Source organism: Streptomyces sp. NPDC052036 (genome assembly GCF_040680495.1).
Lineage (GTDB): Bacteria > Actinomycetota > Actinomycetes > Streptomycetales > Streptomycetaceae > Streptomyces.
In genome coordinates this window covers 24687-44173 of sequence record NZ_JBFAWW010000001.1, presented here as the reverse complement: position 1 = coordinate 44173, position 19487 = coordinate 24687, and the positions used below count along the sequence as shown (strand labels likewise).

Sequence of the window (19487 nt, the reverse complement as noted above, 5' to 3'; positions counted from 1 at the left end):
CTACTTCTCCTGCTGCTTCAGCTCGGGGCGGCCCGGCTGCTCGCCGCCGCGCTCCTTGATGTACGTCTCGGTGGGGACCATCACCTTGCGGCGGAACACGCACACCAGCGTGCCGTCCTGCTTGTAGCCCTTGGTCTCGACATGCACGATGCCACGGTCGTTCTTCGACTTCGACGGCCACTTGTCGAGCACGGTCGTCTCGCCGTAGATCGTGTCGCCGTGGAAGGTCGGCGCCACGTGCTTGAGCGACTCGATCTCCAGGTTGGCGATCGCCTTGCCGGACACGTCCGGCACGGACATGCCGAGCAGCAGTGAGTAGATGTAGTTGCCCACGACGACGTTCTTCCCGAAGTCCGTCGTCCTCTCCGCATAGTTCGTGTCCATGTGGAGCGGGTGGTGGTTCATGGTGAGGAGGCAGAACAGGTGGTCGTCGTACTCCGTGACCGTCTTGCCGGGCCAGTGCTTGTACGTCGCCCCGACCTCGAACTCCTCGTAGGTGCGTCCGAACTGCATCGCGCTCAGGCCTCCGGGATCTCGAACGTGCTGGTGCGCTGCATGCCGGCGGCGCGGCCCTTGCCGGAGATGACCAGGGCCATCTTGCGGCTGGCCTCGTCGATCATCTCGTCGCCGAGCATCGCGGAGCCCTTCTTGCCGCCCGCCTCGGACGTGTAGTAGTCGTACGCGTCCAGGATCAGCTCGGCGTGGTCGTAGTCCTCCTGGGACGGCGAGAAGATCTCGTTGGACGCCTCGACCTGGCCCGGGTGCAGCACCCACTTGCCGTCGAAGCCGAGCGCGGCGGCGCGCTGCGCGACCTCGCGGTAGCCGTCGACGTTGCGGATCTGGAGGTAGGGGCCGTCGATCGCCTGGAGGTTGTTGGCGCGGGCGGCCATCAGGATCTTCATCAGGATGTAGTGGTAGGCGTCCGCCGGGTAGCCGGGCGGCTGCTCGCCCACGACCAGCGACTTCATGTTGATGGACGCCATGAAGTCGGCAGGGCCGAAGATGATCGTCTCGACGCGCGGGGAGGCCTGCGCGATCGCGTTGACGTTGTTGAGGCCCTGCGCGTTCTCGATCTGCGCCTCGATGCCGATCTTGCCGACCTCGAAGCCCATCGTCTTCTCGATCTGGGTCAGCAGGAGGTCCAGGGCGACGACCTGCTCGGCGTTCTGCACCTTCGGCAGCATGATGCAGTCGAGGTTCGGGCCCGCGCCCTCGACCACCGTCACGACGTCGCGGTACGTCCACTCGGTCGTCCAGTCGTTGACGCGCACCACTCGCGTCTTGCCCGTCCAGTCGCCCTCATTGAGGAACTTGACGATGGTGTGCCGCGCCTCGGGCTTGGCCAGCGGCGCACACGCGTCCTCCAGGTCCAGGAAGACCTGGTCGGCGGGGAGGCCCTGCGCCTTCTCCAGGAAGCGGGGGTTGCTTCCGGGGACCGCGAGGCAGGAGCGCCGCGGACGCAGACGGTTGACGGGCGTTGTCATGCGGGGACCTCCAGGGGGTCGAGCTTGTTCGCTTTCCGGATCTCGTCGACGATACGGCCGATGATCCCGGTGATGTCGAAGTCCTTCGGGGTGAACACCGCTGCCACTCCAGCGGCTCTGAGCTGCTCGGCGTCGGCGTTGGGGATGATGCCGCCGGCGATGACGGGTATGTCGGCCGCACCGGCCTCCCGGAGCCGGTCCAGCACGTCGGGCACCAGCTGCGCGTGCGATCCGGAGAGGATCGACAGGCCCACCGCGTGCACGTCCTCCGCGAGGGCCGCGTCCACGATCTGTTCCGGCGTCAGCCGGATGCCCTGGTAGACCACCTCGAACCCGGCGTCACGGGCCCGCACGGCGATCTGCTCGGCGCCGTTGGAGTGCCCGTCCAGGCCCGGCTTGCCGACCAGGAAGCGGAGCTTGCCGACTCCGAGGTCCTGGGCCGTCAGGTCCACCTTGCGGCGCACCTTGGCCATCGCCGTGCCCTCCTCGGCGGTCACCGCGACCGGCGCGGAGGACACGCCCGTGGGGGCGCGGAACTCGCCGAACACCTCGCGCAGGGCCCCGGCCCACTCGCCGGTCGTGACGCCGGCGCGGGCGCACTCCAGGGTGGCCTCCATGAGGTTCGCGGTGCCCTTGGCCGCCTCCTTCAGCCGCTCCAGCGCCTTGCAGGGGCGCGGGTGGTTGAACGGCGGCTGGTAGCGGGTGTCCCGCCACGCCCGCAGCGAGGCGATGACGCGGGCCTCGACCGCCGGGTCGACCGTCTGGATCGCGGTGTCCAGATCGGCCGTGAGCGGGTTCGGCTCGGTGGTCTCGAAGATGTTGACGCCGATGATCTTCTCGTCGCCGGACTCGATCCGGGCCCGGCGCTCGGCGTGCGACGCCACGAGCTGCGACTTGAGGTAGCCCGACTCGACGGCGGCCATGGCGCCGCCCATCTCCTGGATCCGCTCGATCTCGGCGAGCGACTCCTCGACCAGCCGGCCCACCTCGGCCTCGATGACCTTCGAACCCTCGAAGATGTCGTCGTACTCCAGCAGATCGCTCTCGTGCGCGAGCACCTGCTGGATGCGCAGCGACCACTGCTGGTCCCAGGGCCGGGGCAGGCCCAGCGCCTCGTTCCAGGCGGGGAGCTGTACGGCGCGGGCGCGCGCGTCCTTGGAGAGGGTCACGGCCAGCATCTCCAGCACGATCCGCTGGACGTTGTTCTCCGGCTGCGCCTCCGTCAGCCCCAGGGAGTTGACCTGGACGCCGTAGCGGAAGCGACGGTGCTTGGGGTTCTCGATACCGTACCGCTCGCGCGTGATCTTGTCCCAGATCCGCCCGAACGCCCGCATCTTGCACATCTCCTCGACGAAGCGGACGCCCGCGTTCACGAAGAAGGAGATACGGCCGACGACATCGCCCATGCGCTCCTGCGGCACCTGGCCGCCGTCGCGCACCGCGTCGAGGACGGCGATCGCCGTGGACATCGCGTATGCGATCTCCTGTACCGGCGTGGCGCCCGCCTCCTGCAGGTGGTAGCTGCAGATGTTGATCGGGTTCCACTTGGGGAGGTGGGAGACCGTGTACGCGATCATGTCCGTCGTCAGCCGGAGCGAGGGCCCCGGCGGGAAGACATGCGTACCGCGCGAGAGGTACTCCTTGACGATGTCGTTCTGGGTCGTGCCCTGGAGCTGGGTGATGTCCGCGCCCTGCTCCTCCGCGACGACCTGGTAGAGCGCCAGCAGCCACATGGCCGTGGCGTTGATGGTCATCGAGGTGTTCATCTGCTCCAGGGGTATGTCCTGGAACAGCCGGCGCATGTCACCGAGGTGCGCGACCGGGACCCCGACCCGGCCGACCTCGCCGCGGGCGAGGACGTGGTCGGAGTCGTAGCCGGTCTGCGTCGGCAGGTCGAACGCGACCGACAGGCCGGTCTGGCCCTTGGCGAGGTTGCGCCGGTACAACTCGTTGGACGCCTCGGCCGTGGAGTGACCGGCGTACGTGCGCATGAGCCACGGCCGGTCCTTCTGCCTCCGGGACTCGGAGGGCTGACGCTCTGTCATCTGGTACCTCCGCTGCCCTCAGATGTTCCGGAAGCGGTTGATCGCATCGACGTGCTGCGCGCGCATCTCCGGGTCGCGCACGCCGAGGCCTTCCTCCGGGGCGAGGCACAGGACGCCGACCTTGCCCTGGTGGAGGTTGCGGTGCACGTCGTAGGCGGCCTGGCCGGTCTCCTCCAGGGAGTACACCTTCGACAGGGTCGGGTGGATCTTGCCCTTGGCGATGAGGCGGTTGGCCTCCCAGGCCTCGCGGTAGTTGGCGAAGTGGGAGCCGATGATGCGCTTCAGGGACATCCACAGGTAGCGGTTGTCGTACTCGTGGTTGTAGCCCGAGGTGGAGGCGCAGGTGACGATCGTGCCGCCCTTGCGCGTCACGTAGACCGAGGCGCCGAAGGTCTCGCGGCCGGGGTGCTCGAAGACGATGTCGACGTCCTCGCCGCCGGTCAGCTCGCGGATGCGCTTGCCGAAGCGCTTCCACTCCTTGGGGTCCTGGTTGTGCTCGTCCTTCCAGAACTTGTAGTCCTCGGCGGTGCGGTCGATGATCGCCTCGGCGCCCATCGAGCGGCAGATCTCCGCCTTGGCCGGCGAGGAGACGACACAGATGGGGTTGGCGCCGCCCGCGAGCGCGAACTGGGTCGCGTACGAGCCGAGGCCGCCGCTCGCGCCCCAGATCAGGACGTTGTCGCCCTGCTTCATCTGGGCGCCGTTGCGGGAGACCAGCTGCCGGTAGGCGGTGGAGTTGACCAGGCCGGGGGCCGCTGCCTCTTCCCAGCTGAGGTGGCCGGGCTTGGGCATCAGCTGGTTCGACTTCACCAGCGCGATCTCGGCGAGGCCGCCGAAGTTGGTCTCGAAGCCCCAGATGCGCTGCTCCGGGTCGAGCATCGTGTCGTTGTGGCCGTCGGAGGACTCCAGTTCGACCGAGAGGCAGTGCGCGACGACCTCGTCACCGGGCTTCCAGGAGTTGACGCCCGGGCCGGTGCGCAGGACCACGCCCGCGAGGTCGGAGCCGATGATGTGGTACGGCAGGTCGTGGCGCTTGGTGAGTTCGGAGACCCGGCCGTAGCGCTCCAGGAACCCGAACGTGGACAGCGGCTCGAAGATCGAGGTCCACACGGAGTTGTAGTTGACCGAGGAGGCCATCACGGCCACGAGGGCCTCGCCCGGGCCCAGCTCGGGCAGCGGGACATCGTCGACGTGCAGTGACTTGCGGGGGTCCTTGTCCCGGGTGGTGAGCCCGGCGAACATCTCCGTCTCGTCCTTGTGCACGGTGATCGCGCGGTACGACTCGGGGAGCGGGAGAGCTGCGTAGTCGGCGGACGTGGCCGTCCCCGACTGAATCGCGTCCAGGATGTCCTTCACGGTGTTGCCTCCGGCGAAAGAGCGTCTTGAGGGGAGACGCTGAGGGTTACGTCGGTGTGCTGCTGCTGAAGAGAGGGGTGCCGTCGGTTCGGCGCAGTGGTGCTGTGGCAGCGCTTTGTGGCGCGAGAGGGTGCCTGTGACGCAGGCGTCCGGGCGCGCTCGCCGGGGAGGCTTGCGGGGACAGCCGGCGTACGAAAGGTCTCTGCACGCCGGCCGCCCGGACAACACCAACGTATGGCACGGCGTGTCACCCCGCAAGGCACTGGGTGCCAGATATCTGTCTCAGATGAAATCTTTACGTAACAAATGAGCGATGATCGATCAAAGTTACTGACGAGTATGGGCAGGGCGGGCAAAAGGAACGGGCCGGTGGCGGCATCGAGTGCCGCCACCGGCCCGTGGTGGGACCGGAGAACCTGTGAGGCGCTGGGATACGGCTAGGAGCGCTCCTTGAGGGCCTGCTCGATGGTCCGCATGACTTCGTCGAGCGGCGTGTCGGTCCTGGCCACCGCCACCAGCACCTCGCCCTGCGCGGTCACGGCGGCCGGAGCGGTCCGGGGGGCGGATCCGCGGCCGGCCCCGATCCCGGTGCCGAACGTCCTGCGCACGATCGCGAAGGCGTGGTCGAGCTGGGTCTCGACGTCCCCCTGGCCGCCGGCCCGCAGCCAGCGCCGCAGAACATGATTGTGGGCGGTGACGACGGCCGACGCGGCGACCTCGGCCAGCAGTGGATCGTCGTTCGCGTCGTCGTCGTGCGCGTGCTCGTCGAAGTGGCCCAGCAGATAGCGGGTGAACAGGCGCTCGTAGCGGGCCACCGAGGCGATCTCCGCCTCCCGCAGGGTCGGCACCTCGCGGGTCAGCTTGTAGCGCTGCACGGAGATCTCCGGCCGTGCAGCGTACATCTTCATGACTTCCTTGATACCGCGGCACACGGTGTCCAGCGGGTGCTCGTGCGCGGGTGCGGCGTTGAGCACCGCCTCGGCGCGGACCAGGGTGTCGTCGTGGTCCGGGAAGATGGCCTCTTCCTTGGAGCGGAAGTGGCGGAAGAAGGTGCGCCGGGCGACCCCGGCGGCTGCCGCGATCTCGTCGACGGTGGTCGCTTCGTACCCTTTGGTGGCGAACAGCTCCATCGCCGCGGCCGCCAGTTCCCGGCGCATCTTGAGCCGCTGGGCGGCGGCGCGAGTGCCCGCGGCACTCTCCGGCGCGTCGGGCGTAGCTGGTGTACGTGAGGACTTGGCGGGCTGGGACATGACCCGAACGTACTGCATGTGCGCAGGATGGTGCGCATGTCCCGGGTTCCCCCCGCCCCGCGCGGGCGGGGGGGCACCCTGGGGATCGAGCAGTCCGCCCCAGTCGGCACCGCCTTGGAACCAGTCGCCGGGCCGGTCAGCGCTTGGCATATTCGCGGAAGCCGCGGCCGGTCTTGCGGCCGAGGCAGCCCGCGGCCACCAGGTGTTCCAGCAGCGGCGCGGGCGCCAGGCCCGGGTCGCGGAACTCGCGGTGCAGGACCTTCTCGATGGCGAGCGAGACGTCCAGACCGACCACGTCGAGCAGTTCGAACGGCCCCATCGGGTAGCCGCCGCCCAGCTTCATCGCCGCGTCGATGTCGTCGAGGGACGCATAGTGCTCCTGCACCATCTTCACCGCGTTGTTGAGGTACGGGAACAGCAGCGCGTTCACGATGAATCCGGCGCGGTCGCCGCAGTCCACCGGGTGCTTCCGGATCGACGCGCACAGCTCGCGGACCGTCGCGTGCACATCGTCCGCGGTGAGCACCGTACGGACCACCTCGACCAGCTTCATGGCCGGCGCCGGGTTGAAGAAGTGCATGCCGATCACGTCCTGCGGGCGCGAGGTGGCGCGGGCGCAGGCGACGACGGGCAGGGAGGAGGTGGTGGTCGCGAGGATCGCGCCGGGCTTGCAGACCTTGTCGAACGTGGCGAACAGCTGCTGCTTGATCTCCAGGTCCTCGGCGACGGCCTCCAGGGCCAGGTCGACGTCGGCGAAGTCGTCGTAACTGCCCGTCGGCCGGATCCGGTCGAGCGTCTGCGCGGCCGCCTCGGCCGTCATCCGGCCCTTGTCGACCGAGCGGGCCAGCGACTTTCCGATCCGGGCCTTCGCGGTCTGCGCCTTCTCCTCGGTGCGGGCGGCGATGACCACCTCGTGACCGGCCTTGGCGAAGACCTCGGCGATCCCGGACGCCATGGTGCCGGAGCCGGCGACACCGACCGAGCGGACCTGGCGGCCCGGGGTCTGGACGGCGTCCGCCAGGGAGGTCAGCGCGTCCCGCACGACGGTCGGGCTGCCGGGCGCCTCGTAGGTGTAGAAGCCGCGCCCCGACTTGCGGCCGGTCAGGCCCGCCTCGCTGAGCTGCTTGAGGATCGGGGCCGGCGCGTGCAGCCGGTCGTGGGAGGCCGCGTACATGGCCTCCAGCACGGTACGCGCGGTGTCGATGCCGATCAGGTCGAGCAGGGCGAGCGGCCCCATGGGCAGACCGCAGCCCAGCTTCATCGCGGCGTCGATGTCCTCGCGGGAGGCGTACCTGGCCTCGTACATCGCAGCGGCCTGGTTGAGGTAGCCGAACAGCAGTCCGTCGGCGACGAATCCGGGCCGGTCGCCGACCGCGACGGGCTCCTTGCCCAGATCGAGGGCGAGGTTGGTGACCGCGGTGACGGCGGCGGGCGCGGTCAGCACGGAGGAGACGACCTCCACCAGCTTCATGGCCGGCGCCGGGTTGAAGAAGTGCAGTCCGAGGACCCGCTCGGGGTGGGCCGAGTCGGCCGCGAGCCGGGTGACGGAGAGGGCGTTGGTGCCGGTGGCGAGGATGGCGTCCGGGCGCACGATGCCGTCGAGGGTGCTGAGGACCTGCTGCTTGATCTCGTACGACTCCGGGACCACCTCGATGACCAGGTCGGCCTCCGCGGCCGCGCGCAGGTCGGTGAAGGTGCGGAAGCGCGCGAGGGCGTCCTCGCGCTCCTGCCCGGTGAGGCGGCCACGGCTCACGGCACGGGCGGTGGCGGCGTCCAGCGCGGTGACGGCCTTGGCGGCCGCGGCCTCGCTGATGTCGATGCCGACGACCTCGCGGCCGGCCCGGGTCAGCACCTCGGCGATGCCGGTGCCCATCGTGCCGAGACCGATCACGGCAATGGTCTTGAGCGGGGACAGAGGGGTGTCGGACAGGGGAGTGGCCATCGCGGGACTCCAGGAATGAGGTGACGACTGAGGGAGCGCGGCTGGATACGCCGAAGGGCGCACACAGTGCGGGAAACGCGGGTGTCTGCCGGGCTGACGAGCGCACACGCCCGGTGCGTCCACGGACGTGCACACGTCCGGGTGCGGTGATCCGACCGGCTCTGTCCCGGAGCCAGGTCGTACTGCGGTACGCGATGTACCGAACCGACTGCCCTCCCCTGCCTGACGGCGTGGGAGGTGCCTCCTGCGGTGGCTGCGTCACCAAACCGCCACAGGCCGCGAGTGGGTAACTCGCTCGATTGAGCTTAACCCGTGGGTAACGAGCGCGCCACCCCTCGACTTTGTGATGTAGGTCCCGAGGTTCGGTCGGCGCCCCTACTCTCGGGGCCATGGACGAAGCGTTGCGATCGCTCACGGAGCGTTTACGGGCCGAGGCCGGCTCCTCGCCCGGTTACGGACGGCTCGTCGCCACGGACGGGGTCGACGAGCTGGCCGCGGTGCTGACCGAGCCCGGACAGCCGCTGTGGGCCCGGGAGCTGGCGGCCTTCCGGCTGGGTGTCGCGGGGGACCGGAGGGCGTTCGAGACGCTCGTTCTTCTGCTCAACCACCGTGAGCCCCAGCGGTGTGCCTCGGCCGCTCACGCCCTGGCCCGGCTCGGCGATCCGCGCACCGCCCGCGCGGCGGCCGCCCTCGCCACCAACGAACTCCGCGTGGCCTACGCGCTCCACCCCGTACGCCTGCTCGTCGCGCTGCGCGCCCCCGAGTCCGTGCCCGCCCTGATCACCACCCTTCAGCGCAGACTGCGACCGCACGATCCGTACCGGAAGGTGGCGCTTGAGTGTGTGGAGGGGCTCGGCGAGTTGGGCGATGCCCGGGCCATACGCGTGCTGAACGAGGCGCTCGCCCATCCGGCGCTCGCCCAGGCCGCGGTGCACGCGCTCGCCCGCATCCCAGCGCAGCCCTGAACCTCAGCCCGGCAGCGGCAAGGCGGCCGCGTACCGCACCTCGCGCACGGCCACCCCGTGCACCTCGAACGCCTCCTCGGCGCCGTCGGCACGGAATCCGGCCCGCTCGTAGAAGTGCCGTGCGCGGGCGTTGTCCTTGAGCACCCACAGATACATCAGGGGGCGTCCGGCCGCCGTGCACCTGTGGGCCGCCTCCGTGAGCAGGGCCCGCCCGATGCCGCTCCCGAGCAGGCCGGGGGCCACGTAGAGCGCGTACAACTCGGCGTCTCCGGTGCGGATCTCGCCCTCCCGGTACGGTCCGTGCGCGGCCCACCCGACCGTCTCGCCGCCCCGCTCGGCCACCAGGTCCACCGCCCGGCCGGCCCCCTGTGCGAGACGGGCGCGGCGCTGTTCGGCGTCGGCGTCCACGTCGAGTGTGTCGAGATACGACTGGAGGACCAGCCCCCGGTAGGCGGTCCGCCAGCCGCCGACACGGATCTCGCTCACGCGCCGGCAGTCGGCGAACGTCATGTCGCGGATGCGCAGCCGACCGTCCATGACGCAACCGTAGACGGACACGGCCGCGCCGGGCGACGGGATGTCCCGGCAGGGGAACGGGCGGGCCGTTCCAGCAGGGCTGTGGGCTGTCCGCTCAGAGCCATGGACTGTTCCGGCGGAGGCATGGGTTATTCCGGCAGCACCGCGAACGCCTCGATCTCCATCAGGAAGTCGGGGCCCACCAGCGCCGCCACCTGCACCGCCGACGAGGCGGGCAGACGGTCCTCGGGTATGTGCGCGACGCGGGCCGCGCGGACCGCCGGCAGATACGCCATGTCCGTGACGAAGTAGGTCAGTTTGACCACGTCGTCGAACGTGGCCCCGGCAGCGGCCAGACAGCGGCGCAGATTCTCGAAGACCTGCCGGGCCTGTGCCGCCGGATCCCCCTCGCCGACGAGCTTTCCGTCCTCGTCCAGCGCGAGCTGGCCGGAGACCGCGACGAAGCGTCCGGTGCCCATGACGACATGCGTGTACGCGGCGGCGGGGGCGACCCCGTCGGGGGCGGGGATTCGGGTCAGCTCACTCATGGGTCCATGGTGGACCACAGGTCTGACAGCGCCCCCGACGGGCCGGGCGGTTTGCTCAGCCGCGGAAGCCGAGCAGGCCGTGCAGCGCGGAGCCGCGTTCGGAGGCACCGGCCGCCTTGGCGGTCGTCGGTTCGGGGTCGGGCAGCTTCGGACACACCGCGTCGATCCCGCCGTCGCCGCGCGGCACCGTGCCGTCGGTGAGATATGCCGCGAGGTACTTGTCGAGGCAGGCGTTCCCGCTCAGCGAGATGCCGTGATTGCCGCCGCCCTCCTCCACCACCAGGCTGGAGCCGCGCAGCAGATGATGGACCGTCACACCGCCGTGGTACGGGGTGGCGGCGTCGTTGGTCGCCTGGAACAGCAGCGTCGGCGGCAGTGCGTCATTGGCCACGTTCACCGGCCGTAGCGCGGTCGTCGGCCAGAAGGCGCACGGCGCGTTGTACCAGGTGTTGTTCCAGGTCATGAACGGCGCCTTGTCGTACACCGCCCAGCTGTCCTTGCGCCACTGCGCCCAGTCGCGTGGCCAGTAGGTGTCACGGCACTGCACCGCGGCGTAGATGCTGTAGCCGTTGTCGCCCGAGGCGGTGACCGCGCCCAGGGCGCGGTAGGCGTCGACCAGCGGCCCGGAGTTCCCGTCGTTCACATAGGCCGCGAACGCGGCGGCCAGGCGCGGCCAGTAGCCGTTGTAGTAGCCGCCCGGCATATAGGTGTCCTCCAGTTCGGAGGCGCCCACCGTGTTCTGTGCGGGGCTCTTGGCCAGCGCCGCCCGCATCGCGTACCACTTGGCCTCGACCACGGCCGGGTCGGTGCCGAGCCGGTAGGTGGTGTCGTGCCGGGCGACCCAGGCCAGGAACGCCTGATGGCGGTCGTTGAACGCGTAGTCCTGCTGGATGTTGTCGTCGTACCACACGCCCGTGGGGTCGACGATCGAGTCGAGCACCAGATGGCGCACCCGCTGCGGGAACAGCTTCGCGTAGACGGCGCCCAGGTAGGTGCCGTAGGAGTAGCCGAAGTAGCTCACCTTGTCGGCCCCGAGCGCCTGCCGGATCGTGTCCAGGTCCCGGGCGGCGCTGATCGTGTTGATGTAGGGCAGCACGCTCGCGTACTTCAGGGCGCAGTCCCGGGCGAAGGACGTCGCCCGGTTGAGATTGGCCAGCTCCAGCGCGTGCGTGCTGGGTACCGAGTCCGGGCGCACCGGGTCGAAGTGGCCGGGGCGGCAGTTCAGGGCCGGCTCGCTCTTGCCCACGCCCCGTGGGTCGAAGCCGATGACGTCGTACTGCGCCGCCACCGCCTTGGGCAGCGCGGACGCGACGAATCCGGCGAGCTTCAGACCGCTGCCGCCGGGCCCGCCCGGGTTGACCAGCAGCGGCCCCTGAGATGTCTTCGCGGTGTGCGGGACGCGCGACAGCGCCACCGTGATCTGCCGTCCGCGGGGATTGGCGTAGTCGAGCGGCACCGTCACGGACGCGCACTGGAGCGTCGGATGCGTGGCGGTGGCGCAGTTCTTCCAGGAGAGTTCGGCCGCTTGCACGGTGTCCGCGGGGCGCGGCGGGGTCGCGTCGGCCGGGACCGCGGTGAGCATCCCGGCGACCATGACGGCGGCACCGCAGAGCACGGCTGCGCCTTTTCTCATTTCAGTCCTCCCAGGACGGAGGGGGTGGACCACGGCTGTCAGGTCCTCGCCGCATGGTCCCGGAAAGGGCCGCCCGAAAGAGCGTGTTCTGACGGCACTTGACCCAATCGGGTAGCCGGAAGCCCTCGGATGCCCTGCCACGCGGTCACAGGAGGGAGAGCTGGGTGGGCTCGGTGACGACCGGTTCGGTCACCGCGGCCGCGGCCCTGGCAGGGGCGGACACCGCGGGCTCGGGCCGCCGGATCCTGCGCGGCATCCCCGGGGGAGTGGGCCCGATGCCGTACTCCCGTGCCAGTTCGTGCACCTGACGGGTGATCCGGCGCTGATACCACTTCGGGGCGTACGCGCCCTCCGCGTACAGCCGCTCGTAACGGCGTACGAGCCAGGGGTGCCGCTGCTGCAGCCAGGCCATGAACCACTCGCGGGCGCCCGGGCGCAGATGCAGCACCAGCGGGGTCACCGAGGTGGCTCCGGAGGCGGCGATCGCCCTTACCGTGGCGCGCAGTTGGGCCGGGTGGTCGCCGAGGAACGGAATCACCGGGGCCATCAGCACACCGCAGCCGATGCCGTGCTCGCTCAGGGTGCGCACCACGTCCAGACGACGCTCCGGCGCCGGGGTGCCCGGTTCGACGGTGCGCCACAGCTCCTGGTCCACGAAGCCGACGGAGACGGAGATACCGACGTCGGTGACCTCCGACGCCTGCTTGAGCAGGTCGAGGTCGCGCAGGATCAGGGTGCCCTTGGTGAGGATGGAGAACGGGTTCGCGTGGTCGCGCAGGGCCGAGATGATGCCCGGCATCAGCCGGTAGCGGCCCTCGGCGCGCTGGTAGCAGTCGACGTTGGTGCCCATCGCGATGTGCTCGCCGTGCCAGCGGCGCGAGCCGAGGTGGGTGCGCAGCAACTCCGGGGCGTTGACCTTCACCACGATCTGGGAGTCGAAGCCGAGTCCCGTGTCGAGGTCCAGATAGCTGTGCGTCTTGCGTGCGAAGCAGTACACGCACGCGTGCGTACACCCTCGATAAGGGTTGACCGTCCACTCGAACGGCATACGTGAGGCGCCCGGCACCCGGTTCACGATCGAGCGGGCCCGGACCTCGTGGAAGGTGATACCGCGGAAGTCCGGGCTGTCGAAGGTGCGAGTCGTCACCGTGTCCGCGTCGAACAGCGCGGCGTCACGGGGCGGGGTGGGGTTCTCGGCCAGATGGTCCCAGCGCATGGGCACCTCCTCGGTAGCACTGACCACAGAATAGAACACACGTTCCTATGATCGCGAGGGGGAGTCGATCGGAGGTTCGATTCTCTGGTTCGTCGGCTCTGACCTGCTGTTCGTCTCCGGGCGCCCCGGACCGGGTGACCGTGTGATGGCCGGGTCGGCGCGTCCATCGTCCCCCGTGGCGCGATCTGCGGCATCGCGGAGGGGCGGAGGGGGCGGGCGGAGAGGCCGAAACCGTGCGCGGCGCGGCAGCGTCAACAGGTTCACCGTGCATAACCCGCAGGGGTGACCTAAGTTCACGTCACCCTGAAGGGCTCGGCGGGCGGTACCGGCCCCGTCATAGCAGACGACGCATCTCGCAAACGCGGCTTATCAGACAAAAATCATGATCATGCTGTAAATACGCTTACAAGGCGAATCGTTCCGCTGGGAGACCATCTCCGTGCAGCGTTCCCAAGCGGAAGGAGTCGGCGGAATGGCCGACTGGAAGCAGATCAGCGGGGCGTTGGTGCGGATCTCGGCGGGATCCAGGACCAATGTGTGGGGTGTCAATTCGGCCGGCAACATCTATCGCTACACCAATAACGACGCGAGTCCCTGGGTGCAGATCCCGGGTGCTCTCACGGATGTCGGCGCGGCTGCGGACGGCACCGTGTGGGGTGTCAACTCGGCAGGCACCATCTACCGCTACACCGGTGACCAGGACAGCGGCCACTGGAAGCAGATCAGCGGGGCGTTGGTGCGGATCTCGGCGGGATCCAGGACCAATGTGTGGGGTGTCAATTCGGCCGGCAACATCTATCGCTACACCAATAACGACGCGAGTCCCTGGGTGCAGATCCCGGGTGCTCTCACGGATGTCGGCGCGGCTGCGGACGGCACCGTGTGGGGTGTCAACTCGGCAGGCACCATCTACCGCTACACCGGTGACCAGGACAGCGGCCACTGGAAGCAGATCAACGGCGCGCTGAAGGCGATCGCGGCGGGCTCCCGCACCTCGGTGTGGGGAGCGAACGCAGGCGGGAACATCTACCGCTACACCAATAACGACGCGAGTCCCTGGGTGCAGATCCCGGGTGCTCTCACGGATGTCGGCGCGGGCGTGGACGGCACCGTGTGGGGTGTCAACTCGGCAGGCAACATCTACCGCTACACCGGCGACCTGCCGGGCTGACCCGCCCCGTCTCACGGCTCAGTGCGCCGCCCGAACGCTTCACGCGGCACGGCGGCGCACTGTGTCGGCCGACGACCCGCACGGCCGGCCTTCGGCGGCGACTGCGCTCCGTTGCCGCGCTCGCCGAGGGGCGCCTGTCCCGTTCCGGCAAGTCGCCGCGGGAGGCTCCCGGAGCCGCTCCGTCGTGTCAGTCCTCTCCGCTGCCGTAGGGCCTGGTCAGGATTTCCAGGTTGTGTCCGTTCGGGTCGTCGAAGTACGCACCGCGGCCGCCGTCGTTGTGGTTGATCTCGCCGGGGTGGTGGTGGTGCGGGTCGGCCCAGTAGGTCAGGCCCGCCTGGCGGACACGGGTGAATATCGTGTCGAAGTCGTCCTCGGAGACGAGGAACGCATAGTGCTGCGGGGTGATCGACTCGTCCGTGTCCATGTAGTCCAGCGTCACCCCGTTCGGCATCTGCACCGGGACGAACGGACCGTACTCCGGTGCCACCTCCAGACCCAGCAGATCCGCGAGGAACCGTGCGGACGCCTGCTTGTCGTGCGCGGCGACGATCGTGTGGTTGAGTTCGACTGCCATCGGTCGGCCTCCATCCCCCTGTGTGGCAGAACCACTGTCCACGCTAGCAACCGCCCGGCCCGGCGCCATCGGTCTCTGGTCCCGTTCCGCTCCGCCCAGCGACCGAGGCCGTGGCCGATACCGAGGCCGACACCCGGACGGAGGACCAAGGGCGCCTCTCGACCTACCCGCCCCGCCCGCTCGCGGCCCATAGGATGGGCGTCCCCTGCCGCCCCGGCGCGCGGCCCGCGTTCGTGGAGAGGTTCCTGACGTGCCCCACCGTTCCGCCCGCGCGGCGGTCCTCTCGGCCGGGTCCTGGGGCACCGCCGTCGGCAAGATTCTCGCCGACGCCGGCACCGACGTCGTCGTGCACGCCCGCCGGGCCGAGATCGCCGACGGCATCAACGCCGAGCACCGCAACCCCGGTTACTTCCCGGAGGTCGAGCTGCCCTCCACCGTCACCGCGACGACCGATCCGGCCGCCGCCATGGCGGGCGCGGACATCCTCGTGCTGTCCGTCCCCGCGCAGTCCCTGCGGGCCGGCCTCGGTGTGTGGACCCCGTACATCGAGCCTCACACAGTGATCGTGACGCTGATGAAAGGCATCGAGCGGGGCACGTGGCTGCGGGCCAGCCAGATCATCACCGGGGTCACCGGTGTCGGTGCGGAGCGGGTCGCGGTGCTCTCGGGCCCGAACCTGGCGTGCGAGATCATGGCCGGGCGGCCCGCCGCCGCCACCGTCGCGTGCCCCGACGAGGACGCCGCCCGCCGCGTCCAGCAGGCCTGCCACACGTCGTACTTCCGGCCCTACACGAGCACCGACGTGACCGGCTGCGAGCTCGGCGGAGCGGTGAAGAACGTCATCGCGATCGCGGTCGGCATCGCCTCGGGCATGGGCCTGGGCTACAACGCCATCGCGATGCTGATCACCCGCGGGCTGGCGGAGACCACCCGGCTGGCTGTCGCCATGGGCGCCCACCCGGGCACCCTCGCCGGACTGGCCGGTCTGGGAGACCTGGTCACCACCTGCTCCTCCCCGCTCTCCCGCAACCGCACCTTCGGTGCCCACCTCGGCCGGGGGCTGAGCGTCGAGCAGGCGACGGCCGCCACCCGGCAGACCACCGAGGGCGTCACCTCCGCCGAGGGTCTCCTTTCCCTGGCCGACGCCCACGACGTCGAGATGCCGATCACGGCAGTTGTCGCGGCCCTGCTGCACGAGAAGATCACCCTCGACCAGGCCGCGGCTGCCCTGATGCAGCGGCCCCCCAGGCCCGAGCGCTGATCCCGTCGTCCGCCGGGGCGGGTCGTCCCGGCCGGTGGTGCACCGATGGGGCCCCCTTGCAGCGTGACGCTATGGCTGTCCGGACCGTCGCTGGTCACTGTTGCCGCGGGTTCGGAGACGGGAACGGAACGCTGGAATTTCGGGGCTGCCGGGGGGAGCCATGGATCCGTCGTTGACGGCGGTGACCGCGGGCAAGGCCGCCGCACTCCCGGCCGTGACGCTTGAGCTGGGCGCCCATTCCGATACCGGCGAAGCGGGTGCCGATGATGACGACGTCGACGTCCGTGGGGGACACGTCGGCGGTGCCGGGACGCTGCGCTGCGGTGGTGCGGTTCATGTGAATTCTCCGTCTGTGCTGGGGGGTTACGGGCGGGCGGTGGCGATGACGTCGCCGGCGGCGTGCCGCGACGCTGCCTCGATGAACTGGCTGAGGACCTGGACGAGTTGGGCGGGACGCTCCATGACCACGGCGTGCCCCGACTCGATCTCGGTGTAGCGGGCGTCCGGGATCGAGCCGAACAGCGCCTTGCTGTGCCACTTCGGCACCATCTGGTCGTGGGTGCAGCCGATGACCAGGGTCGTGGCCGCGATGGAGGGAACGAGGTCGGAGATGTCGATCGTGCGGTTCAGCTCCATCTGAAGGTCGGTGAAGCCGTCCGGACGGAAGGCCGTGAGAACGGGGGTGAACTCCCCGAGAGCCTGGGCGGCCCCCAGGAACGGCCGTGAGAAGGCGCAGAAGGCCGTGTACTTGCCGAGGGCCGCGGAGCGTTCCTCGCGCGGCCGCTGCCACGCCTGGTTGCGGAGTTCCTGCTGCGCGTCGGTCTTCATCCAGCCGGCGACGAGTATGAGGTTCCGCACCGACTCGGGGTGGCGGGCGGCGACCGCGGCCGCGACGACGGCACCCAGTGAGTACCCGACGAGGGTGACCGGGCGGTCGGGGAGCACCGCCTCGATGACCGCGACGACCTGCTGTTCCAGTTGCTCCAGCGTCAGTGGGGCTTGGGTCAGGACCGGCCGGGCGAAGTCGAGGGCCACGACGCGCTGCCGGCCGGCCAGCAGCGGAAACAGATACCCGTAGTGCGCCTTGGTGCTCCCGCCGGTCCCGTGCACGAGCACGATCGGACTACGGCAGCTGTCCCCGGTCGCGGAGTGGTCCGCGACGGAGTCGAAGTAGTGCACCTCGACCCCGTCGACAGTGACGGCTCCTTCGACGACCCCGTCGGCCAGTTCGCCCCTGCTCACGTCTGCTCCTTGCGCCCGTTCCCGGATAAGTCCCTATCTGCTGGGGCTGGGCGCCCCCTCACCGATCAATGACTTCGCCGGTATCGAGAAGGTGGCCCGTCGCCTGGCCGACCGGACCGGTGACACGGTCTACGTCGCCATGCGGCGGCTCGACGGTGTGCACTATCTGACGCGTGCCGACGGCTCCTACCCCATCAGGGCGGTGGTCGTGGAAGTGGGCGAGACGGTCCCCTTGGGCGCCACCTTCGCCGGTATCGCCCTGCTCTCCTGGCACGAACCGGAAGCGGTCGAGGCCCGGTTGCTGGCGAACGAGCGGCTGTGGCGCACGATGAGGGCCGCGGAGCTGCCGGATCTCCAGGACACCGTCGCCGCCGTACGCCGGGCGATCGCCCAGGTGCATGAGCGTGGCTACCTCTTCGACAGGGACACCGTGATGCGGGGCGTCTCGGGAATGGCCGCGCCGATTCCTTCCAGGACCGCGGACCCGTACATGGCCATCACCATCTCGGCGATCAACGACCGGCTTCCCCCTTCGCGTGTCGACGAGCTGGCCCCCTTGCTGCTGGAGGCGGCCCGGGAGATCACCGCGTCCATCCGGTGAGTGAGCGGGCGGTCGGGCGGTCGGGTGGTGGATTCGATCAGGTGGGATTCAGTCATGTGTTTGATTTTTTGAGTGCATCGTCTCTGACCTGCGCTTTTTCCTCGGCGGCCGCCAAGAGGGGTGAGTGCGCTGGGGCGAGGTCGGCGCGTCCACCGTCGCCCCTGCCGGGATCTGTGGCATGACGGACGGGTGGAGACGTCGAAACCGTCGCAGCCCCTGTCCCCGGGCGTGCGCCCCCTCACCCTGGACGCCGCGGGCGTCACCCTGTCCTGTCTGCTCGCCGAACCGCCGGACGGACAGCCGCGGGCCACCGTGATCGCCGTGCACGGCGGCGGCATGACGGCCGGCTACTTCGACGGACAGGCCCACCCCGACCTGTCCCTGCTGTCACTCGGCGCCCGCCTAGGCTTCACCGTGCTCGCCCTCGACCGGCCCGGCTACGGACTGTCCGCCGAGCAGCTGCCCGCCGGGCAGACCCTGGTCGAGCAGGCCGAGGTGCTGGACGCCGTCATGGACGGGTTCGCACAGCAGTACGCCACGGGCGCGGGGTTCTTTCTGCTCGCCCACTCCTACGGCGGCAAACTCGCCCTCCTCACCGCCGCTCACACCGCCCGGCCGCTCGCCGTCGACGTGTCGGGCTGCGGCTACCGCTACGACATCGAACCGGCCGAGCTGCCCCGGGTCCTCAGCCGCTCCTCCTGGGGTCGCAACTGGGGTCCGCTGCGGCTGTATCCGCCGGACACCTTCCGCTCGCTCGGCGCTCTGGTGGCCCCCATGCCGGTACGTGAGGCGGACGAAGTCGCCCGCTGGCCGGGGATCTTCGACGACATCGCGGCCCGCGTCCGGGTCCCGGTGCGCATGACCTTCGCCGAGCACGAGGCATGGTGGCTGCACGGGGAGCAGGACGTCGCGGAGATCACCGCCCGGCTGACCGAGGCCCCCGCGCTCCGGATCGAGCACCAGCCGGACGCCGGCCACAACATCAGCCTGGGCTGGACGGCGCGCTCGTACCATCTGCGCGCCCTGGGCTTCTTCGAGGAGTGTCTCGCGGCGCTCCGGGCCCGGCGTGGCCGTCCGGGCGCGACCGACCGCCCGGTACCGGCGTCCCCGTCCGTCGCCGTGCCCGGGGTGTGATGGGATGGCGGACACCCCATCAGACGTACAGGAAGAGGATGGTCATGGCGCAGGTCGAGGCCTCGACGGAGCGGATCATCGCGGCGGACGCGGAGACGGTGTTCGACACCCTCGCCGACTACAGCGGCGCCCGCGCGAGGCTGCTGCCCGAGCAGTTCAGCGAGTACGAGGTGCGCGAGGGCGGCGACGGCGAGGGCACCCTCGTGCACTGGAAGCTCCAGGCCACCAGCAAGCGCGTCCGTGACTGCCTGCTCGAGGTCAGCGAGCCGACCGACGGCGAACTGGTCGAGAAGGACCGCAACTCCTCCATGGTGACCACCTGGCGGGTCACCCCGGCCGGAGAGGGCAGGTCCCGGGTCGTCGTGACCACCACCTGGAAGGGCGCCGGCGGCATCGGCGGCTTCTTCGAGAAGACCTTCGCACCCAAGGGCCTCGCCCGGATCTACGACGCGGAACTCGCGAAGCTGGCCGCCGAGGTGGAGAAGTGACCCAGGCGGCAGCCTGACGCGGGGTGGCCCCGTGATGCCGGTGGTGCGTGACGCCCGTGAC

Annotated in this window: 19 protein-coding genes; 6 read left to right on the top strand and 13 right to left on the bottom strand. The window is 69.9% G+C overall.

Translation table 11 applies throughout. From position 1 onward, the window contains the following. From AB0L95_RS00190 to AB0L95_RS00165, 6 genes are all read right to left on the bottom strand, one after another. Nucleotides 1-513, bottom strand: coding sequence for a MaoC family dehydratase (locus tag AB0L95_RS00190; RefSeq protein WP_365154562.1), 513 nt, complete (start codon nt 511-513; stop codon nt 1-3). Nucleotides 514-518: 5 nt separating this feature from the next. Then, complete coding sequence (locus AB0L95_RS00185; protein WP_355922323.1) at nt 519-1484, bottom strand: CoA ester lyase; 966 nt, start codon at nt 1482-1484, stop codon at nt 519-521. Next, complete coding sequence (locus AB0L95_RS00180) at nt 1481-3529, bottom strand: protein meaA (RefSeq protein ID WP_365154559.1); 2049 nt, start codon at nt 3527-3529, stop codon at nt 1481-1483. Before AB0L95_RS00180 ends, AB0L95_RS00185 begins: the two co-directional genes overlap by 4 nt. A gap of 18 nt (nt 3530-3547) precedes the next feature. Continuing rightward, the gene (gene ccrA, locus AB0L95_RS00175) at nt 3548-4885 is read right to left on the bottom strand and encodes a crotonyl-CoA carboxylase/reductase (RefSeq protein WP_365154556.1); all 1338 of its coding nucleotides are present in this window, start codon (nt 4883-4885) and stop codon (nt 3548-3550) included. Between the two features lie 437 nt (nt 4886-5322). Next, nucleotides 5323-6135 (bottom strand): TetR family transcriptional regulator, encoded by an 813-nt coding sequence (locus AB0L95_RS00170; protein ID WP_365154554.1) that lies wholly within the window; start codon nt 6133-6135, stop codon nt 5323-5325. 136 nt (nt 6136-6271) lie between these two features. Continuing rightward, nucleotides 6272-8077: a 3-hydroxyacyl-CoA dehydrogenase family protein gene (locus tag AB0L95_RS00165; protein WP_365154551.1), complete on the bottom strand. Its 1806-nt coding sequence runs from the start codon at nt 8075-8077 to the stop codon at nt 6272-6274. 389 nt (nt 8078-8466) lie between these two features. Here AB0L95_RS00165 and AB0L95_RS00160 point away from each other — a divergent pair, with 389 nt between their 5' ends. Next, nucleotides 8467-9042 (top strand): adenylosuccinate lyase, encoded by a 576-nt coding sequence (locus AB0L95_RS00160; protein WP_365154548.1) that lies wholly within the window; start codon nt 8467-8469, stop codon nt 9040-9042. Nucleotides 9043-9045: 3 nt separating this feature from the next. Here the strand turns inward: AB0L95_RS00160 and AB0L95_RS00155 are convergent, their stop codons facing one another. The 4 genes from AB0L95_RS00155 to AB0L95_RS00140 form a co-directional block, all read right to left on the bottom strand. After that, nucleotides 9046-9579: a GNAT family N-acetyltransferase gene (locus AB0L95_RS00155; protein ID WP_365154545.1), complete on the bottom strand. Its 534-nt coding sequence runs from the start codon at nt 9577-9579 to the stop codon at nt 9046-9048. Nucleotides 9580-9707: 128 nt separating this feature from the next. Then, entirely contained in the window at nt 9708-10106 is a 399-nt protein-coding gene (locus tag AB0L95_RS00150; protein WP_365154542.1) for a RidA family protein, read from the bottom strand. Nucleotides 10107-10161: 55 nt separating this feature from the next. After that, nucleotides 10162-11739, bottom strand: coding sequence for an alpha/beta hydrolase (locus AB0L95_RS00145; protein WP_365154539.1), 1578 nt, complete (start codon nt 11737-11739; stop codon nt 10162-10164). Nucleotides 11740-11884: 145 nt separating this feature from the next. Next, nucleotides 11885-12955 carry an Rv2578c family radical SAM protein gene (locus tag AB0L95_RS00140; RefSeq protein ID WP_365154536.1) on the bottom strand — a complete coding sequence of 357 codons (1071 nt, stop codon included), beginning with the start codon at nt 12953-12955 and terminating at the stop codon, nt 11885-11887. A gap of 472 nt (nt 12956-13427) precedes the next feature. Here AB0L95_RS00140 and AB0L95_RS00135 point away from each other — a divergent pair, with 472 nt between their 5' ends. Continuing rightward, the gene (locus tag AB0L95_RS00135) at nt 13428-14126 is read left to right on the top strand and encodes a tectonin domain-containing protein (protein ID WP_365154533.1); all 699 of its coding nucleotides are present in this window, start codon (nt 13428-13430) and stop codon (nt 14124-14126) included. A 187-nt stretch (nt 14127-14313) separates the two neighbouring features. On the opposite strand, the gene AB0L95_RS00130 is transcribed toward AB0L95_RS00135, so the two are convergent. Continuing rightward, nucleotides 14314-14700, bottom strand: coding sequence for a VOC family protein (locus AB0L95_RS00130; protein ID WP_311693463.1), 387 nt, complete (start codon nt 14698-14700; stop codon nt 14314-14316). Between the two features lie 250 nt (nt 14701-14950). Between AB0L95_RS00130 and AB0L95_RS00125 the strand changes: the two genes are divergently transcribed. Continuing rightward, nucleotides 14951-15961 carry an NAD(P)H-dependent glycerol-3-phosphate dehydrogenase gene (locus tag AB0L95_RS00125; RefSeq protein WP_365154530.1) on the top strand — a complete coding sequence of 337 codons (1011 nt, stop codon included), beginning with the start codon at nt 14951-14953 and terminating at the stop codon, nt 15959-15961. A gap of 94 nt (nt 15962-16055) precedes the next feature. Here AB0L95_RS00125 and AB0L95_RS00120 read toward each other — a convergent pair whose 3' ends face one another. Further along, the gene (locus tag AB0L95_RS00120; RefSeq protein WP_365154527.1) at nt 16056-16298 is read right to left on the bottom strand and encodes a hypothetical protein; all 243 of its coding nucleotides are present in this window, start codon (nt 16296-16298) and stop codon (nt 16056-16058) included. 26 nt (nt 16299-16324) lie between these two features. Then, nucleotides 16325-17203: an alpha/beta hydrolase gene (locus AB0L95_RS00115; protein ID WP_365154525.1), complete on the bottom strand. Its 879-nt coding sequence runs from the start codon at nt 17201-17203 to the stop codon at nt 16325-16327. Between the two features lie 91 nt (nt 17204-17294). Between AB0L95_RS00115 and AB0L95_RS00110 the strand changes: the two genes are divergently transcribed. From AB0L95_RS00110 to AB0L95_RS00100, 3 genes are all read left to right on the top strand, one after another. Continuing rightward, the gene (locus AB0L95_RS00110; RefSeq protein WP_365154522.1) at nt 17295-17804 is read left to right on the top strand and encodes an IclR family transcriptional regulator C-terminal domain-containing protein; all 510 of its coding nucleotides are present in this window, start codon (nt 17295-17297) and stop codon (nt 17802-17804) included. Between the two features lie 189 nt (nt 17805-17993). After that, nucleotides 17994-18938, top strand: coding sequence for an alpha/beta fold hydrolase (locus AB0L95_RS00105; RefSeq protein WP_365154519.1), 945 nt, complete (start codon nt 17994-17996; stop codon nt 18936-18938). Nucleotides 18939-18982: 44 nt separating this feature from the next. Further along, nucleotides 18983-19426, top strand: coding sequence for an SRPBCC family protein (locus AB0L95_RS00100; protein WP_365154516.1), 444 nt, complete (start codon nt 18983-18985; stop codon nt 19424-19426). Nucleotides 19427-19487 lie beyond the last annotated feature (61 nt).

Bases quoted from the DNA above. Each gene is read 5' to 3' on its own strand.
- AB0L95_RS00190 (WP_365154562.1), bottom strand. From the start codon at position 513: ATGCAGTTCGGACGCACCTACGAGGAGTTCGAGGTCGGGGCGACGTAC.
- AB0L95_RS00185 (WP_355922323.1), bottom strand. From the start codon at position 1,484: ATGACAACGCCCGTCAACCGTCTGCGTCCGCGGCGCTCCTGCCTCGCG.
- AB0L95_RS00180 (WP_365154559.1), bottom strand. From the start codon at position 3,529: ATGACAGAGCGTCAGCCCTCCGAGTCCCGGAGGCAGAAGGACCGGCCG.
- AB0L95_RS00170 (WP_365154554.1), bottom strand. From the start codon at position 6,135: ATGTCCCAGCCCGCCAAGTCCTCACGTACACCAGCTACGCCCGACGCG.
- AB0L95_RS00165 (WP_365154551.1), bottom strand. From the start codon at position 8,077: ATGGCCACTCCCCTGTCCGACACCCCTCTGTCCCCGCTCAAGACCATT.
- AB0L95_RS00160 (WP_365154548.1), top strand. From the start codon at position 8,467: ATGGACGAAGCGTTGCGATCGCTCACGGAGCGTTTACGGGCCGAGGCC.
- AB0L95_RS00155 (WP_365154545.1), bottom strand. From the start codon at position 9,579: ATGGACGGTCGGCTGCGCATCCGCGACATGACGTTCGCCGACTGCCGG.
- AB0L95_RS00150 (WP_365154542.1), bottom strand. From the start codon at position 10,106: ATGAGTGAGCTGACCCGAATCCCCGCCCCCGACGGGGTCGCCCCCGCC.
- AB0L95_RS00145 (WP_365154539.1), bottom strand. From the start codon at position 11,739: ATGAGAAAAGGCGCAGCCGTGCTCTGCGGTGCCGCCGTCATGGTCGCC.
- AB0L95_RS00140 (WP_365154536.1), bottom strand. From the start codon at position 12,955: ATGCGCTGGGACCATCTGGCCGAGAACCCCACCCCGCCCCGTGACGCC.
- AB0L95_RS00135 (WP_365154533.1), top strand. From the start codon at position 13,428: ATGGCCGACTGGAAGCAGATCAGCGGGGCGTTGGTGCGGATCTCGGCG.
- AB0L95_RS00130 (WP_311693463.1), bottom strand. From the start codon at position 14,700: ATGGCAGTCGAACTCAACCACACGATCGTCGCCGCGCACGACAAGCAG.
- AB0L95_RS00120 (WP_365154527.1), bottom strand. From the start codon at position 16,298: ATGAACCGCACCACCGCAGCGCAGCGTCCCGGCACCGCCGACGTGTCC.
- AB0L95_RS00100 (WP_365154516.1), top strand. From the start codon at position 18,983: ATGGCGCAGGTCGAGGCCTCGACGGAGCGGATCATCGCGGCGGACGCG.